This window comes from Methanolobus tindarius DSM 2278 (genome assembly GCF_000504205.1).
GTDB classification, from domain to species: Archaea; Halobacteriota; Methanosarcinia; order Methanosarcinales; family Methanosarcinaceae; genus Methanolobus; species Methanolobus tindarius.
Genome location: NZ_AZAJ01000001.1, coordinates 1,576,800 through 1,593,535, shown reverse-complemented (window position 1 = coordinate 1,593,535; position 16,736 = coordinate 1,576,800). Strand labels below are relative to the sequence as shown.

The following is a 16,736-nucleotide window of genomic DNA, read 5'->3' as shown; positions in this document are numbered from 1 at the left end:
AAGAAATGATATGAGAAAGACTCACTTTCTCACATTGATTCAGGTGCCCCGATACCAAGAGTATCAAGAGCATTTGCAATGACTATCCTTGCACAGTTCACAAGAGCCAGCCTGCTTGCCCTGATGTCATCCTCTTCAGCACTTACAACAGGTACGAACCTGTAAAACTGATTGAATGCATCTGCAAGTTCTCTGGCATAGATTGCAATTGTGTGTGGTTTCAAATCTTTTGCACAGACATCAATTATGCTGTCAAAAGCTGCCATCTTCTTGATAAGGTCAATCTCGGTATCCTCGGTAAGAAGTGAGGGGTCAATTTCCTCTGCAGGATTCCACTTGCCTTCCTCTTCTGCCTTTTTGAGGATATTACATGCCCTTGCATGTGAATACTGAATGAAAGGTGCTCCCTGTTTCTCAAAGTCAAGTGCTTCTTCCCAGTTGAAAACAGTGGACTTCTCAGGTGAGACTTTCACAATATCATACCTTACAGCACCGATACCAACCATGCTGGCAACTTCCTTTTTGAACTCATCTTCCATTTCAGGTCTGCGTTTATCAACTTCTGCATAAGCCTGCTGTTCTACCTGCTCAAGCAGGTCATCTGCTGAGATGAATTTTCCACGGCGGGTGCTCATGGAACCTTCCGGAAGTGAAACGAATTCAAAAATAACAATTTCAGGCTCTTTCTTGCCTATTGCATTAAGGGTTGCTTTAAGCTGTCCTGATATGAGTTTGTGGTCTGCACCCAGAACATCGATCATCCTGTCTGCACGCTCGCCTTTCCATTCATGATAGGCAAGGTCACGTGTTGTGTAAAGGGAAGTTCCGTCACTACGCTGGATAACAAGAGTCTTTTCAAAACCATAATCTTCAAGGTCAACTACAAGAGCACCGTTGTCATCTGCGGTTCTTCCTGTGTTCTTGATTTCCTCAACGATTCTGGAAACTGCACCGGAACGGATAAAACTAGACTCATGAGGGAAACTGTCATGACTGACGTTCATTTTCAGGAGAGTCTGCTTGATGCCTGTTACTGCAAATTCCACAGCTTCATCAAAGCTCTTAATGGTTTCCTCATCACCGCTTTCCACAAGCTGCATGCGTTTGTCAATTTCTGCAACCTTGTCAGGTTCTTCATTTAGCAATGCATTAGCCTTGATGTAAATATCTGCTATCGCATGGTCAGGCTTTCTGGATGTGTCAAACTCAAAAAGAGAGAATGCCCATGAAACTATTGCAATCTGGCGACCCATGTCATTGACATAGTACTGGGTCTCAACTTCATAGCCTGCTTTTTTGAGAATCCTGACAAGTGTGTCACCAATAATTGAGTTGCGTATGTGACCAACGTGAAGTGGACCATTTGGATTAGCAGAAGTGTGTTCAAGAAGAATCTTACCTTCGCAGAAATTACCACCAAAAGCTTCCTTTTCTTCAAGGATAGATTTTACAGTATTGTCAATGTAACTGCGGCTTGCGTTTATGTTGATATAAGGACCAATAGGATTGATATCCCCTATCAGGGAACCTTCAGGTAATTCAACTGCAGCGACTATTTTATCAGCAAGTTCTTTTGGATTGCACTTTGCCTGTGCAGCCAGCTTGAAAGCTACCTTTGAAGCAATATCTGCATGCTGTGAAGGCTCAAGTCCTAGATCATCTGCTTCATATCCAATTGAAGCAAGGGCATGGTTCAGAGCTTCTTCAACCTGTTTTTTAAATTCAAGAAACAAAATAACACCTACATTATTATTAGATCAGACACCAGTACTGAATCTTAGGATTGCTACAATTCCACCGAATGCATTCAGAAGCTGGGAACCTTCATCGAAATCAGTTGATATGAATTCCACCTGTGTTGCCATCTGGTCAGCAAGTTCTGAAAGTTCATCAACAATATCCACTCTTTCTAGTAATTCTACATTTGAACCGCACACAGGACAAGGAATATTAGAAGTATCTTCCTCTCCGGGTTTGAAGTTACGGGTTATTCCACCCTCGTAATCCCCGTTAGGACATTTAAGAGTGAGTCTTTCGGCCCTGAGACCCTCTGATATCATAAGGATCTCTACTGCACCGATATTCAGATTTTCACGTACCTGTGCCTCTCCATATGCTGCCTTGCCGGAGTCGGAAACCAGTTCTGCAAAGAAACGCTGCATGAGCTTTTTCTCAACCATAAGGTCCAGATCTGAAAGCCTTTCACTGGCAGCGTTCACTAGTTCAGAAAGACCTGATTCATCGGTGTATGCTACATCAAAGAGACCAAGCACTTTTTTCTGTATTTCGTGGTGCAGGAACTCTCCGGACTCAAATTCTTCCTTTGTAGGGGAAGGACCACCTATCAGTACACCTTCGAAGTCCTTGTGGTCAATTGTAAGGAAAACATCACTTGCAGCGTCTCCAATACGTTTGTAGAAATCATGAATTGCAATAAGCCTGAGCTGCTGGAACCTGTGAGCACTCTGACCTCCTTTTCTCTGTTTTCCCGGAACAGTTGAAGTCAGATTTCTGTGAGATTCTATACGCTTTCCTACAAGAAGACCGACTGTTGCTTCCCTTCTGTCAAGTACAAGAAGACCGTATGTCTTTGCATCTTTGAGCATTTCCTCAAGCGGTTCGAGGAAGAATGCGGAATCACAATGATACCTGTATGTTACAATTGGCTGTGGCGGCTCAATTATACGCGTTTCCATGTTGGTCTTATTAGCACCGATGTCAACAGCACCTGTGAAGAAAACAATACCGTTTTCAGGAACTTCCACATACCTGAGCCTTGAAAGCAGGGATTCAAGCGCACCTTGCACATTATCACGTGTAACTTTGGACTTAATATTAGCAGCCTGGCCGTGCTCGGTTCTGAGCTGGGATGTGACATCTGATATTTGCTTTGTGGGGGGGATATACAGAGAGATAAGTTCGGTACCACGTCCTTTTTTGGTACGGAGCTCCTCCAGTGATTTTTTAAATTCATATTTTGAATGAGCAGATTGTTCTGACATTGTGTGAATACTCCATTAAATAAAGTGATTATCTATATCTTCGATTATTTTGGTTGCATATCTATGCCGTTGCTATAAATATAGATTGTGACAGGTATCGTAACAGATTTTGACAACAACTACAACAAAATTGTTGGCTAAATGATTAGATGCAGAGTAATATAATGTATTAAACATGGTCATGGACTCCATTCTGAAAAAAAGAATTTGTCAAAGAAGATGGGTAACTGACCCGTCTTTTGACAATAAAACTACTCTGCTGACCTCAACGTCATCGGCTACTTTGTAACCAAGATGCTGTGCCAGTTTTTCTGAAAAATCAATTACTTCATCATGTTGAGGCATTGCTTCACGTGGAAGTCTCTTACGTGAAAAACCAAGATGCATATAGGCTTTGACCTCGATGTAATCAGGTTCTGCTATTTTTATGAGTTTAGCATAACCTTCCGAATCAAACATATTGACGCCTTTTATAAGTGTAATGCGGATAACTGTTCTTGTTTCCTTACTCTTAAGTATTTCCAGGGATTTGAGAATATTGTCCCAGAGTACAGGAGATTTCGGAAGGCAAACCTTTTCGTAGGTTTCCCTGTCAGGAGCATCCAGACTCATATATAACTGAGCAGGATTTATCTTTGCCATCATTTCAGGAACAGTACCGTTGCTCACAACAAAAGTGGTAAAATCCTGCGCTTTAAACTCATCGATAAGTTTGTCAAGATGAGGGAAGAGAGTAGGCTCTCCTGAGAGAGAAATAGCAACATGCTTTGGATCGTTGCCTTCTTTCCAGCGTTCAAGGGGTGCAGAACCTCCAAAACCAGATATGAGCTTTCTCTGTGACTCAATTGAAGACCCCACTATTTCCACTGGAGAGTCCCATCCAACGGGCATGGGTACATCTACTTCGGTAGGTCTCCAGCAGTGCAGGCACTTCTGGTTACACATAAGAGTAGGGGTCATCTGAAGGCATCGGTGAGATGTGATTCCATAGAATACGGACTTGTAGCATTCGCCTTCATCTTTCATAGACCTGCGAAGCCACATGCAAGTCTTGACAGCGCTATGTTTGCCTGCAAGGCTATAGCCCTGTTTTCTTAACAGGCTCTTAAAATCTGTGATTCCTGATTCGTCATCAATGGAATCCTTATTTTTATTTTTTCTTTTGCGAGGCATCTCTGGGTCTAGTAGAAGTTCAGCATATATAAATCTGTGGAAAAGAAGAATATTATCAGGAATTACCTGAAAGGAAAGGGTAGCAGACACCGGCCTAAGAATATAAAAGCAGACCGGTGCTACGGAGGGGAAACAAGGTGTTAACTCATTTCAACAAAAATTACACATCTAGTACATCTAGTATTTGTGGCTTTTAGCCATCTCTACCATTGCCTGGAGGTTCTCGGTAGGAGTCTTGCTCACAATACCACATCCAGGTGCCAGCAGACCGATTCCTGCATCCAGTACCTTCTGTGACTGTTCCTTTATTGCCTCAGTTGTCTGGTTCCAGAGCATGTTTACAGGATCAAGGTTACCGACGATGACTGCATTCTTTACATTTCCTACAGCTGTTGCAGCGTCCACATTCTGGTCAACACTTATACCGTCTACACCACAGGTTTCCATGAGTGAGAGACCAAGAGTTGTGTCACCACATACGTGAAGTACTACTGGTACATTGAGTTCATGCATTGCATCGCAGATCTTCTTATGGTAAGGTACCACAAATTTCTCGTAGAATTCATTACCGATAAGTTGAGCACTTGCTGTTGGATCAATGATTACCATTGTGTCGGCACCGTTCTCAACCATCTTCTTTGCATAAGCAACATTAAATTCTGTTGTGAACTCCATTAGTGCAAGACCGAATTCCTCATTTGTCATGATAGCCATGAACCATTCGTCACCATTGATGTGCTGAGCAAGGGAGAAAGGACCAATCATACTGCCCATGATAGGGAGTTCGTCTCCATACTTGTCTGCAAGGATCTTAATTGCGTCACATACAACATTGATCCTGCCGTTGCTAAGATCGTAGCCTTTAAGATTTTCGATATCTTCCATGCTGGATACGACATGACCAATTACGGATGGCTGCTGTTCCTGTGTACCATCCTTGATCTCACAGCCAAAGAATTCAGCTTCAGCAGTGATGTCGAAAGGAACACGTACTGCTTCAAAGCCAATTACAGTGTGCCCTGCTTCGGCAAGTGTTGCCATCTTTTCAGCATCATAGTTTGCTTCTGGCCAGAAAGCTCCACAGGCTTCCATCTGCCCAACTGTTCCGGTCTGGGTTACTGAGACTGCAGGCATCCTGTCTACAGGCTGGCCTGTTAATGCGCGTGCTAATCTTTCTTTAGGGGTGTATTCTGCCATAAATTCAATCTCCTTATTGTGATTATCTTCAAATTCTCCTCGCTAGCATATATATTTTACTATTCAATATGGACAAAGTTATATACAAGGGATTAGAAGGAAGGATGGGAAAGAGATAAATAGAAGATAATGAAGGATATCGAAATATTATAACACAACATAAAACAAGGACATAAAATAAGCCGATTGATATTGATTTACACATATAGAAGATCAATTTGCAAACATAAAAAAGTAGAAAAATATTGATATCAAATTCACACTCTTGATAATAGGAATCACAATTATCACAATTCGCCATATACAAAAAAATATAAATACAAGTTATTTTGAGCGGGCAAGTTGAAGACAAAAAAACACACATAAAAGTAACCCTTATAGAACTGCATGTTATACAAGAACATTGTCTGCTGCAATATTAGTTACATATAAGAATTACTATTATTTGTTTTGTGAAAGTAATTATTGATTAAAAATCAACATCAATTGACAGTATATAAATTTAACATATTAATAAAACAGTAAAATATAGAAAAATATAAGTAATTGGAGCAATTCTATTTGTAATATAAATACAAAAACCTAATACGACCTATACTGAAAACTTATATTTTAAGGAGATTAGTCATGCAAAACATCTACAAGTACCTCAAATATGCTATTGGAGGGGAAAAACGCACAGAAAGAGAGCATGACATCATGGTGTTCAAGAAATCAGAAGAACTTGCTCTGAAATATGGAATAGAGTATGACCCTAAAGTTTTTGTACCCGATGACCTTGAAATGGGAGATGCTGTTTTTGAAGCAGGCATTGAACTTCTGCACTCAGTAGGAATTTTCTGCAGAAGCACTCAAAGAGTTATCAACATCGATGAAGAGGACATACTTAAAGCACTTAACACCACTAATCCCCTTGAAATAGGTCGGCTCAAAGAAAAAGTGGTTGTACCACATCGGTACCCTATGATATCATTCCCACCGGTAATTATCGGTGGGCCTACAGGTGGAAGTGTTTCTGAACAGAATTTTCTCTATATCAACCTGAGTTCTGTGCAGGAAAATGTTGTACAAGGCATATACAGTGGAGCAATGAACCAGTTTGGAGGAGAATACATACAACCCCGAAGTCCTCTGGAAATGCTTGCAGTCCTCAAGGCTTCCAGGAATGAGAGACTGGCTACAAAAATAGGTGGCAGAGAAGGACTGGCACTTATGGGCCCAAGCACCTCTACGCTTACAACATCATCTCTGCTAGTCTCATCAGATGAGCTTTATTCAACCTGTGACCCTCAGGAAGTCTACATGGACGATCTTAAGGTAGACTACGAAACCCTTTCAAAATGTATCTACCACCAGGAGCATGGTAACCACTATATAACAGGACAGGTACCTGTTTTCGGAGGACCTTGTATAGGTTCACCTGAAGGACTGGCGATTATGGATGTTGCAGAGACACTACAATCAAAGGTTCTGGCCCATTCAAGTATACATGCATGCGGTGCTGTACACGCTAACACGGGTTCATCATCTGCAAAGGAGATTATGTGGGCATCCAATTTGGCATCACTTGGTATTTCCAGAAATATGAACTACTATACTGCACGTTACTACTGGAATACTGCAGGCATTTGCACCGATATGATGTTCTACGAGACTGCTGCCCAAGCAATCGGAGATACCGTTTGCGGAAGAAATATGCTGCTTGGTCCAAGCGGAAGACGTGGAAGTGCTCCTGATCACTCCTCAGGGCTTGAATCGAGGTTCATGGGAGAAATGGCGCAGCTTGCTACGCAGTTGAATCTTACTGAAGCAAATAATCTGGTATCGAAAATTTATTCCAAATATGCTAACCGCCTGAATAATCCACCAGAAGGTAAACCTTTCGAAAAATGTTACAACATCCGCTCAGAATACGATATGGAGCCCACCGAGGAATATCTGGCGCTCTACAGGAAGATCTCTTATGAGATAATGGGTGATATGCCTGGAGAACCTGTTTGAATCTTAAAATCAACTTTCTTTTGACATTATCTCCTTTATGTACACGCCACCTAATACAGGCCCGATAAAAAACAGGAAATAAAAAAGTAATGAGGAAAGCAACGCATAATATCCAAAAAACGAGAATGTTGCTTGATAATAAAAATCTAATAATTTGCTAACCAGTAAAATTAATAATGCAGTTGCTGCAAAGCCAGGAAAAAACTGCAATTTTATATTTTTCTTACATCCGATTGATCGGGCGTAAATATAGAAACTCACAGGTAAAATTACCACTAATACCAGTGTTGTGAAAAACTCAATATTTCTTACTGTATAAACACCAATATTAAGTCCCAGATTCATCTTCAAATGAATTAGAATAGTCCATAATCCTATAAATCCTGAAGCTGAAAATAAAGGTATTCCACTGACATTTCTGTAATTTAAAATTTTAAAGCCAATGATGACCACAGGTAAAAGGTAAATGCCTGCCACAAAAAAATGATAAATATACAAGCTAGGGTAAATCATATTAACTAAAGTCATTCCAAAAACCGACCACCCTAACCATATCCATCCAATGAAAAGAATTGAGGCTTCCCAGGGTATTTCGGTGAGAGTATCTTTAAATCTGAAATTCATCAGGGTTACTATACTCCTTTTAATTATTAAAATAATTGTCTTTTTTATTTAAGAAATATCTTAATGAATATCAAATTATCAAAGATAAACAAAAAAATACAAATGTCAAAAAACAAAGGTGAGCCAGCGGTGATAAATCGCTGGCTCGTTAGGGAAGTGATAAACTACGTTATCACAGGGATTCATTGATTTCAGAATGAAAGTCCGAACTCTTCGAGCTTCTTGCGTGCACCTTCGTAGACCTTGACGTATTCGTCGGTTGGTGTTACGGTTGCAACATCGTAACATTCCTGGAAAGTCTTACCCTCTGGTGCAGTTGCATAGTTGCCTTCGTATGAGCTGACAAGAGCGTCAAGGATCTTGTTAACCTCAGAAATATCCATTCCGGAGGTTGCCCTTGCAACTTCTCCCATCATCCTTGCTTCCATACCTGTGGTCTTGTCCTGGACAACACCCTTTGCAGCTGCAACACCGGAGAGGATCTCACGGCCTGATGCTGTGTCAGTTATAGACTGAGCGGATGCTTCAAGGAGACACATTTCTGTACATGGACCTGCACATGGATAGTACTGGTTACCGGAGATAATGTCTGTGAACTCGGAGATAGTTGCACATGTCCATCCTGCAATCATGAGAGTCTCACGGGTGTTTGTGGATCCCCAGCGGATGTGGACTGGACCGTCAAGGTGCCAGCTTGCATTGCTCATTACAAAAGCGTTGATGTGAGTTGCGATATCAACGATAGCAGTTTCTTCTATGCCACCGGCATAGCCACCAAAGATAGGCATCTGTTCGTCCATTATAATGTCACTGTTACCCTGATAGTGTGCCATTACACTGATAGCATCAAGGTCTATCTTAAGCTCATTGAGCTGTGATACTTCGTGACTGTCACTACAGACCTGGCCACCGACGCAGTCTGAAGCGATATTTCCCTGAGCGGACAGGGAAGTCTCTGGTCCCTATATGCCCATGCCTGGCCTTCCGGCCATTGCGGCTGCATTCTTAATGAGCCTTGTCTCGGTCTTTGCTGCAAGAACCTCATACGGACTCTTTGGAATTGGTGGCTTGCCACGGACTGTCATCATGACACCGTTGACAATTGTGTCGACTTCTTTCTCAAGAGCGTAGCTCATGTGAACTGGCATGAACATGTCCTCGGAAATAGGGGAACCGGTAGGACCACCCTGTACGATTGGCTTTCTCTTGTCGCCAACACTTCTCTTCTGAACCCTTACAGCGTCTCTGCCAGTACCGAGTGTGAATTCCTTCTGGACATTATTAAGAGCGTCAAGGATTTCAGCTTCAGTGTATTTTACCACACGGCTTGTGTCGGTACAGAAGATACCGCACTCAAGAAGCATATCGAAACCTGCTTTGAAGAGATTCTCCATCATGTCCTTGTCAGTTGGAACGAACTCGTTCTTGAAATCAAGGTTGTATTTCTGTTTGAGCTCCATTGCCTTCATTGGGATTGTCATGAGGTCCCAGTCATCCTGGGTCATCTTCTCTCCCTTCTTTGCTCTCTCATAGAACTCAAAACAATCCATTGATCTTGAAAATGTCATATTTTATGCCCCCTTACTGCATGATCTCAAGTGCTACACGAGCTGCATCTGCTGCATTTTCTGCTGTTGCATCTGCTCCGATCTCTGCGATCCATGCGTCAGATACTGGTGCTCCACCGAACATTATCTTGACAGAATCTCTAAGACCCTCTTCTGCAAGCATGGATACAGTGTCCTTCTGTCCGAGCATTGAGGTTGTCATAAGTGCGGAACCCACGAGCAGTACTTTCTTGCCCTTGTGTTTTGCAATTTCTTCAACAATGTTGTCGTTTGGTACATCTACGCCCATGTCAATTATTCTGAAACCATTTGCTTCAAGCATGGTGGTTACAAGGCGGTGGCCGATATCGTGAATATCGCCTTCCTGCACGTAAGTAACAGCAAGACCGACTCCTTCATCATCTGCACCTTTTTCTTCTGCAAGGATAGGCACAAGGATCTCCATTGCCGCATTCATTGCCTTTGCAGACATCATGATCTGTGGGAGATAGACTTCTGCCGCCTCGAATTTGTCTCCGATGATCTTCATACCTACTGAAAGACCATCGTTGATGATCTCAACTGCTGTCATACCGGAGTCCAGGGCTTCCTGGGTAGCTTCGGCACAGCCATTAATATTCTGAGTGACAATTGTGTCCCTAAGTTTGTCTAACATTTCCTGATTTGACATATATTAGCCTCCAAAATCTATTTCCGTTTTTTATTTATGAAAAAAAGGTAATCAAAAAGGAAATGAGTTTCACTAACAGTGAAACTCAAAACTGATTACCTGAGATATTTACTTCAACTGGCCTCTGAATTTCTCACAGCTGTTGATCTTAAGATCGAGAAGTTTCTCGATGTTCATCTTAGCTGCAATTCCCTTTGGAGCACCTGCTACTGAAGTGATGACACCTATACCAAGTTCTTCTCTCAGTTCTCTCATTACATATTCGTCACTGAGGTCATCTGTGGTTACGTCAAGTTTCTTTGCAACGTAATCCTTTGCTTCTCCAATTCTCATTCCCTTTGCAAATTCCATTCTTGCAACAAGGTCACCAGCTGCTCTTATTCCGCTCATACCGGAGGTCATTATGTGGGAGATCGGCATACCCATCGGGTCGCCGACCCCTATCTATATACCATCCACGCCAGCAATTTCAACCATCGCCTTGCTGGCTCTTGATACAGCATCAATTGTAGGGGTTTCAAGCATTGGAATACCACCAACACCCATTCCCATGTTCACATGGCATGGTAGTGTTGAAGCTTCAACAGCTGCTTTAATGAATGTAACAGCTCTTCCAAGGTTCCATGCTGCACTCTTACTGGTGTTTGTGTTAACTACTGGACCGAATACGTTTGCTCCTGCCTTTGCAACAAGTGGAGCCTGCTCATGTGGCCAGAGACCTGCAAGAGTTGTACCATCGTACTCAAGCTCGCCGTGCATTCCAAGCATAAGTTCTCCTGCCATACCTGCTTCAATGTAGATATCAGGGAACTGCTTTCTGAGTGCTTCGATTGCATGAAGTGATGCATACATATCACCGTCACCTGCAGCACCGATAGTATCGAAGTTGACACCGTCAGAACCAGATGCCATCATCCTCTGCATGATCCAAACAATATCCCTTGTGAGGTGTTCTGCAGAGTGTTCCATGGATTGTCTTGCTTCTTCGATCTTGAATGCTTTCATAAGATCTCCAGGGTTCTCAAATGGACCGTCTGGTGTGTAATAAAGACCCATGTTTGGCATTGCACCGTACAGAAGAGGAACGATCATGTTCTGCTGGCAGATTTCCATTGTCTGCATTTCCTGTGCAATTACAGGCTTTGCTGGCTTGTAACTGTAGTCAATGTGACCGAGTTCCATTGTGTCAGCACCAAATGCACGCTCGTGCATCATTGCACCGACAAGTCTGCTGGATGGGATTCCTACACCACTGTTACCCTGGTCACCATCAATTCTTATGGTTCCGATATCGTGGGTTACTGGAACTTCCATTCCCTGCTCAACACCAACCATCCTTGAAGGCATGGTGATAATGTCTACGAGCTTATCTATCTCATCTGCACTGAGATCTGGAATGCTTCCAAGGTCTGCAGCATCTGCCATACCTTCTTTAAGGTCAGCGACGATCTGCTCCTTTGTCATGAAAATACGCTTTCCGTCTCCCATTCTCAATTTATATTCTGTTGTCATGATAAAACCTCAATTAAAGTAGAAGTTCCTTAGCTTTTACAACAGCTTCACTTGCATTTTCTGCATAGCAGTCTGCACCGATCTTGTCAGCCCATGCCTGGGTTGCAGGAGCACCGCCGACCATGACCTTTACGCCATCCCTCATACCATTTTCTTTGAGCATCTCGATGACATCTTTCTGTCCCTGGAGAGTGGTGGTCATAAGTGCTGAAAGACCTACCATGTCTGCATTTGTCTCTTTTATCTTGTCGATGAAATTCTGGAGTGGAACATCTCTTCCAATGTCGTGAACTTCAAAGCCAGCTGACTGAAGCATAGTGGATACAATTGCCTTTCCTATGTCGTGAACGTCACCTTCGACAGTACCGTTGACAATTACACCGAGTTTCTTGCTGACAGCGTCCTTTGGCATGTCTGCTTCAAGAAGCTTGACACCTTCTTCCATCGCGCCTGCAGCCATCATTACGTGAGGAAGGAATAACTTTCCTCTTTCGAAAAGGACACCGACTTCGTTCATTCCGGACGCAAGACCCTTCTCGATGATCTCGGGTGCAGGAATGCCCTCGCCCTTTGCCTTCTCTACAGCTGCTGTGACAACATCTTTCTTGCATGTGACGACAGCATCTGCGAGTTCTTTGAACATTTCTTCATTGCTCATTTGTACACCTCATTGATTTTTAATAATTTTAGACGATTCTTATTATGTTCTGGTTTGAAGTTGGGGGTATAACCCGGAGGTTAATCTGCATAGTCATACGATAGATATATATGTTACCTTTAAGTACACTATATAAATATTACTCATGCATTTTGATAGTATCTTGTATTTATATTTTTCTATTATATTGACTTACGTAACCTCCGAGGCAGTTGACTAAATAAATATGAATAGACACAGTTTCGTCACAGGAATGACCATGGGATAAGAATCCTGCAACTTCACTGTGTCCATCTACTCAACGAATCTTAAAGATTCTTTTTTAGCATCTCCTCAGAATTGGGAAACAAATGTTCTTGCTTGCCAGAGTGCTACTAATGCTACTATGAGGATGGCAACCATCCACAGAACATCAGCAGCGGGCAGGGGTGAATTCACCCAGTAAGCATTATAAGCTTCCATTGCAGCTTGTGTCTGTACCATTTTGAATCACTCCTTATACATACATTAAACAGGCATCTGCAGCCCTTATTTTTCCAAAGTCTGTCAGTTCGTACTTGTGCAAGAGGAAACCTTTCTTGTAGATTCCTTCTTCGTCAACCTTAACCTCTACATCTTTCAGCATTCCGCCTGATGCGAGTTCAATGATATCGAAGTTTATGGAATCCCTCTGGAAATTGCCTTTCAACCCATACTCTTTCTGTATTTGCTGGACAATTTCATAGTTCCATTTGCCGCCGTTACAAAGCTCAAGTATCCTGAATTTAATAGGACGTCGTCCTGCCATTTTAGTCACCTCTCAGAGATTCCATTTCACCGGTGTCTTCAGAGAACATGATTGAGCTACCTCCAAGACAGAGTGCACCTCCCAGAAGGATAGTCCATGAAGGGACATCTCCGAAGAAAAGGAAGATGAATATTACAGCGAACAGACCGTACAGGTTACCGATACCCTGACCCCTTCCAACACCAATAAGTGGGAAAGACTTGTACCATGTAACGTAACAGAAACCAAATGTAATTCCTGCAAAGACAAGTACCAGAAGTGTGAGTGGTTCAAATGCCATAAGTGCATACTTAAACATTGGGAAACCAACAATAGCCAGTATTGGGACAATGATAATCCACCAGATGATGTTTTCACCGAGGAATCTCAGTGTCAGACCAACATCAGGTTCTGCGATATCAAGACCTTTACCTGCTATAGCACCTTCAATACCCCATCCGGCTGCTGCCATAAGGCCACCGAGATAACCAATCCAGGCAACGTTTCCGCTTCCAAGCTCAGTAAGTAGTCCACCACCGAATATGGTGATACCACCTGCAATAATGAAAGCAATACCAAGATAAGCCCTCTTTGAGATCTTTTCACCATACCACTTCTGAGCAAGGATAGAACCTACAACAGGATACATAAGAGCTGCAACCGCTGCAAAAGCACCGCCAACAAATCCCATTGCGATAAAAGAACCAAGAATGGCCATTGGACCACCAAAAATAGATGCCAGGAAGAACCATTTTGAACAAGGATGGAATTCCTTCACTGTCCTCTTCATTTCACCGAACTTACCTAGAACGCCATTCCAGACGGTAAGAGCCAGAATAACTGTTAATGCATTAAATGCTGTGATCAATACAGCCACGATTACAAGTGCCATACCATCGCCGCTTCCTGCAGCGATTTCACCATACATTTCATCGAATGGGTTAAGTACCCATACAGTAGTACCGGGAATATACCACATACCCCAGAGAACTGCACAGAAGAGAGCCCACATGTAACCATACTTGACCCTCTTCTGGTGTTCTTGCTTTTTTAAAGCTTTTAAATCCATAGTCAATACCTCCAATTTCAAACCTTCATGAACATAGCGGCCATTTCTGACCATTTGATTCCGGTTGTACCGGAAAAGAATACTCAAAAAAATAGAAAGCTACAACGCCGATCAAGTTGAAAGCAATCATTTTTTCTTGAGGGCACTACGAAGGAATACTCCTATTCCCCCTAGCACCAATTACCAGGAAACAATAAATACGAAATTATTGTCTTCCGGTTGTGAGGATGCCTAAACATCCTCTCAACTTAATTTGCCCTCTCAGAAGAGTGCATTCAGTTTTGTTACAACGTCTGTTGCGTTTTCTCCGTAGATGTCTGCGCCGATCTTTGTTGCCCAGTCCTGGGTTACAGGTGCTCCACCGACCATTGTCTTAACGGAATCGCGAACTCCTGCTTCCTTGAGCTGTTCTTCGACCTGGATCTGGCTGACCATTGTGGTGGTCATAAGAGCAGATGAAGCTACTACATCAGCCTTGTTTGCTTTTACAGCCTCGACATACTTACCGATAGCTACATCTCTTCCAAGGTCTACAACCTTGAAACCAGCGATCTTGAGCATTGTTGCTACAATGTCCTTACCGATTGAGTGAATATCTCCCTCAATTGTACCGATAACTATTGTACCCTTACTTGCTGTTTCTGAACCTTTTGCTTCAAGAGCTGGTGTAAGTATTGCTACTCCTGCGCTCATTGCTTCTGATGCTGCAATGACGTGTGGAAGGAATACTGTACCTGCTTCAAACTGGTCACCAACTTCATTCATAGCTGCAGTGAATCCATCCTGAATAAGGTCAACAGGATCTACATCTGCGTCAAGACCTTCCTGAGCTGCTTCTGCTGCTGCATCCTCATCAAAGTCTAAAATTGCTGCTTTTGCTTTTGCAATAATCTCTTCTTTTGTTGCCATTTTTTAAACCTCCTTGTTTATCTGCTGTCCCTGAATGCCTTGTCAGCCTTCTCAACGACTGCCTGCATATCCTTGAGCAGATCTGCGTCTATTGGCTCAACTTCGTGGTTCTTCATGATGTCAACGACTTTTTCATGAGCCACTGTAGCGATGTCCTTTGAACCTGCCATTTCCCAGTCTCCGAACATAAGCCTGTCAATGAGCATTGGGCTGGATGGGAGGTTGATGTTCTGTCTTGTTGTCTTGTGTGCAAGGAAGTTGTTTCCAATACCAACCTGGTCGATGGATTCAACTGCCATGGTCTCCTCTGTTACAGGGATTCCCTGCATTGCCTTCTTTGTCATGGAGATCATGTCATTGTCAAGAACAAGCTGTTCAAGTGAGAATGTCATACCGAGCTCAAGCATACCTGCACCGTAAAGGGTGTTTGCACCAGACAATGCGGGGAAAAGAGTAGTCATTGTTTTCTCATGGCCAGCCTGGCCATCAGGTATCTTGGCATCTGCCTACGATCCTGCTACAAATGTAGGAAGACCATAGTACTGACCGAGTTTTGCTACAGCTGCACTGATAAGACCAAGTTCAGGGGAACCCACAGGAGCAGTACCCTTCTTCAGGTCGAATGTTGTGGTAGAACTACCATACCATACTGGTGCACCTGGCTTGACAAGCTGTGCGAGTACGATACCGGAAAGTACCTCAGCGTTGTGTGTTACGAGTGTACCTGCAAGGTGTACTGGTGATGAACCGCCAGCCATTGCCATACTGAGTACGTTAACTGGTGTACCGAATCTTGCACCCTTTATGATAACCTGACATGCATTGTCACCAAGCTCCAGTGGGCTTGTTGGACAGAGCAATGTTGAGAAGATAGGCTTCTTGCGTGCTTCCTCGTCATCTCCGCCATAGTATGCAGTAGCAAGCTGCTGGTAGTACTCAACGTTCTCGCCCACAGGATCAATGTGGTGGAAGTGTTTTGTTGTGTTCATCAATGGTGTCAGTGTCTCGTGGACATCCTGTGCACCCTTTCCTGCCCAGTCCCTTGCGGAAACTGAAAGTGAGAAGTAGTTGATATTCTCTGCCCAGTCACAGAGTTTTGCTGTGTCTGCAAGATCCTTGTCTGTTGAGTCAACAGTCACGTACTTACCAGGTGCCTGGTAGTTGCACATCTTGACACCGGTACCGAAACAGGTCCAGTGTACCTTTCCTTTGTGCTCCTGCTTGACGTTGTGCTGCTTGTCACGTCCCCAAAGGACGAACTTGGATGGGCAGTCACGAAGTGCTCTGTTTACTACAAACTCAGGAATCTTGACGATATGTGTTTTTTCGTCGACTAAACAGCCACCTTCTTTAAAGATAGCTCTTGCTTCAGCATCTGATACCTGAATACCAGTGTTAATGAAGACATCCATTGTAGCATAGTGAAGGGATCTGAGATCATCTTCAGAAAAAAGTTCCAGAGTTACGCCTTCTAATGGACTTCTACCTGGGTAATATTGTTTTACCATTTCTTAACCTCCAATTTAAATTTTAATCGGAATACATGTAAAATATTCCGAAGGAGTGAAACATGCTTAGAGCATTGTT

At 42.9% G+C, this 16,736-nt stretch carries 12 protein-coding genes and 3 pseudogenes; 1 reads left to right on the top strand and 14 read right to left on the bottom strand.

Features of this window, described 5'->3' with window-relative positions; genetic code table 11:
* Nucleotides 1-29: 29 nt before the first annotated feature.
* From argS to mtbA, 4 genes are all read right to left on the bottom strand, one after another.
* Nucleotides 30-1,733 carry an arginine--tRNA ligase gene (gene argS, locus METTI_RS07735; RefSeq protein WP_023845260.1) on the bottom strand — a complete coding sequence of 568 codons (1,704 nt, stop codon included), beginning with the start codon at nucleotides 1,731-1,733 and terminating at the stop codon, nucleotides 30-32.
* 24 nt (nucleotides 1,734-1,757) lie between these two features.
* Nucleotides 1,758-3,002, bottom strand: coding sequence for a peptide chain release factor aRF-1 (gene prf1, locus METTI_RS07730; protein ID WP_023845259.1), 1,245 nt, complete (start codon nucleotides 3,000-3,002; stop codon nucleotides 1,758-1,760).
* A 210-nt stretch (nucleotides 3,003-3,212) separates the two neighbouring features.
* Nucleotides 3,213-4,175, bottom strand: a complete 963-nt coding sequence (twy1, locus tag METTI_RS07725; RefSeq protein WP_023845258.1) for a 4-demethylwyosine synthase TYW1 — start codon at nucleotides 4,173-4,175, stop codon at nucleotides 3,213-3,215.
* A 177-nt stretch (nucleotides 4,176-4,352) separates the two neighbouring features.
* Nucleotides 4,353-5,372, bottom strand: coding sequence for a methylcobamide:CoM methyltransferase MtbA (gene mtbA, locus METTI_RS07720; RefSeq protein ID WP_023845257.1), 1,020 nt, complete (start codon nucleotides 5,370-5,372; stop codon nucleotides 4,353-4,355).
* Nucleotides 5,373-5,999: 627 nt separating this feature from the next.
* On the opposite strand from mtbA, the gene METTI_RS07715 reads away from it, so the two are divergent.
* Nucleotides 6,000-7,373, top strand: a complete 1,374-nt coding sequence (locus tag METTI_RS07715; RefSeq protein ID WP_023845256.1) for a monomethylamine:corrinoid methyltransferase — start codon at nucleotides 6,000-6,002, stop codon at nucleotides 7,371-7,373.
* 9 nt (nucleotides 7,374-7,382) lie between these two features.
* Here the strand turns inward: METTI_RS07715 and METTI_RS07710 are convergent, their stop codons facing one another.
* The 10 genes and pseudogenes from METTI_RS07710 to mttB all read right to left on the bottom strand — a co-directional run bounded on the left by METTI_RS07710 (nucleotide 7,383) and on the right by mttB (nucleotide 16,657).
* The gene (locus METTI_RS07710; RefSeq protein WP_023845255.1) at nucleotides 7,383-7,997 is read right to left on the bottom strand and encodes a hypothetical protein; all 615 of its coding nucleotides are present in this window, start codon (nucleotides 7,995-7,997) and stop codon (nucleotides 7,383-7,385) included.
* Between the two features lie 191 nt (nucleotides 7,998-8,188).
* Nucleotides 8,189-9,565, bottom strand: a pseudogene (locus METTI_RS15770) (monomethylamine:corrinoid methyltransferase).
* A gap of 13 nt (nucleotides 9,566-9,578) precedes the next feature.
* Entirely contained in the window at nucleotides 9,579-10,235 is a 657-nt protein-coding gene (locus tag METTI_RS07695) for a methyltransferase cognate corrinoid protein (protein WP_023845253.1), read from the bottom strand.
* A 108-nt stretch (nucleotides 10,236-10,343) separates the two neighbouring features.
* Nucleotides 10,344-11,747: pseudogene (mtbB, locus tag METTI_RS07685) on the bottom strand ([dimethylamine--corrinoid protein] Co-methyltransferase).
* Nucleotides 11,748-11,760: 13 nt separating this feature from the next.
* Nucleotides 11,761-12,405, bottom strand: coding sequence for a dimethylamine corrinoid protein MtbC (mtbC, locus tag METTI_RS07680; protein ID WP_023845251.1), 645 nt, complete (start codon nucleotides 12,403-12,405; stop codon nucleotides 11,761-11,763).
* Between the two features lie 333 nt (nucleotides 12,406-12,738).
* Nucleotides 12,739-12,888, bottom strand: coding sequence for a hypothetical protein (locus METTI_RS15950; RefSeq protein ID WP_023845250.1), 150 nt, complete (start codon nucleotides 12,886-12,888; stop codon nucleotides 12,739-12,741).
* 13 nt (nucleotides 12,889-12,901) lie between these two features.
* Nucleotides 12,902-13,192 (bottom strand): hypothetical protein, encoded by a 291-nt coding sequence (locus METTI_RS07675; RefSeq protein WP_023845249.1) that lies wholly within the window; start codon nucleotides 13,190-13,192, stop codon nucleotides 12,902-12,904.
* Between the two features lies 1 nt (nucleotide 13,193).
* Nucleotides 13,194-14,240 carry a DMT family transporter gene (locus METTI_RS07670; protein ID WP_023845248.1) on the bottom strand — a complete coding sequence of 349 codons (1,047 nt, stop codon included), beginning with the start codon at nucleotides 14,238-14,240 and terminating at the stop codon, nucleotides 13,194-13,196.
* Between the two features lie 261 nt (nucleotides 14,241-14,501).
* A complete protein-coding gene (locus METTI_RS07665) occupies nucleotides 14,502-15,149 on the bottom strand; it encodes a cobalamin B12-binding domain-containing protein (RefSeq protein ID WP_023845247.1) in 648 nt (215 codons plus the stop codon).
* A gap of 17 nt (nucleotides 15,150-15,166) precedes the next feature.
* Nucleotides 15,167-16,657 (bottom strand): annotated as a pseudogene (gene mttB / locus METTI_RS07655) ([trimethylamine--corrinoid protein] Co-methyltransferase).
* Nucleotides 16,658-16,736: the final 79 nt, after the last annotated feature.

Coding starts and splice junctions, on each gene's coding strand:
- METTI_RS07715 (WP_023845256.1), top strand. CDS start 6,000: ATGCAAAACATCTACAAGTACCTCAAATATGCTATTGGAGGGGAAAAA.
- METTI_RS07665 (WP_023845247.1), bottom strand. CDS start 15,149: ATGGCAACAAAAGAAGAGATTATTGCAAAAGCAAAAGCAGCAATTTTA.
- twy1 (WP_023845258.1), bottom strand. CDS start 4,175: ATGCCTCGCAAAAGAAAAAATAAAAATAAGGATTCCATTGATGACGAA.
- prf1 (WP_023845259.1), bottom strand. CDS start 3,002: ATGTCAGAACAATCTGCTCATTCAAAATATGAATTTAAAAAATCACTG.
- mtbC (WP_023845251.1), bottom strand. CDS start 12,405: ATGAGCAATGAAGAAATGTTCAAAGAACTCGCAGATGCTGTCGTCACA.
- METTI_RS07710 (WP_023845255.1), bottom strand. CDS start 7,997: ATGAATTTCAGATTTAAAGATACTCTCACCGAAATACCCTGGGAAGCC.
- mtbA (WP_023845257.1), bottom strand. CDS start 5,372: ATGGCAGAATACACCCCTAAAGAAAGATTAGCACGCGCATTAACAGGC.
- METTI_RS07675 (WP_023845249.1), bottom strand. CDS start 13,192: ATGGCAGGACGACGTCCTATTAAATTCAGGATACTTGAGCTTTGTAAC.
- METTI_RS07695 (WP_023845253.1), bottom strand. CDS start 10,235: ATGTCAAATCAGGAAATGTTAGACAAACTTAGGGACACAATTGTCACT.
- METTI_RS07670 (WP_023845248.1), bottom strand. CDS start 14,240: ATGGATTTAAAAGCTTTAAAAAAGCAAGAACACCAGAAGAGGGTCAAG.
- METTI_RS15950 (WP_023845250.1), bottom strand. CDS start 12,888: ATGGTACAGACACAAGCTGCAATGGAAGCTTATAATGCTTACTGGGTG.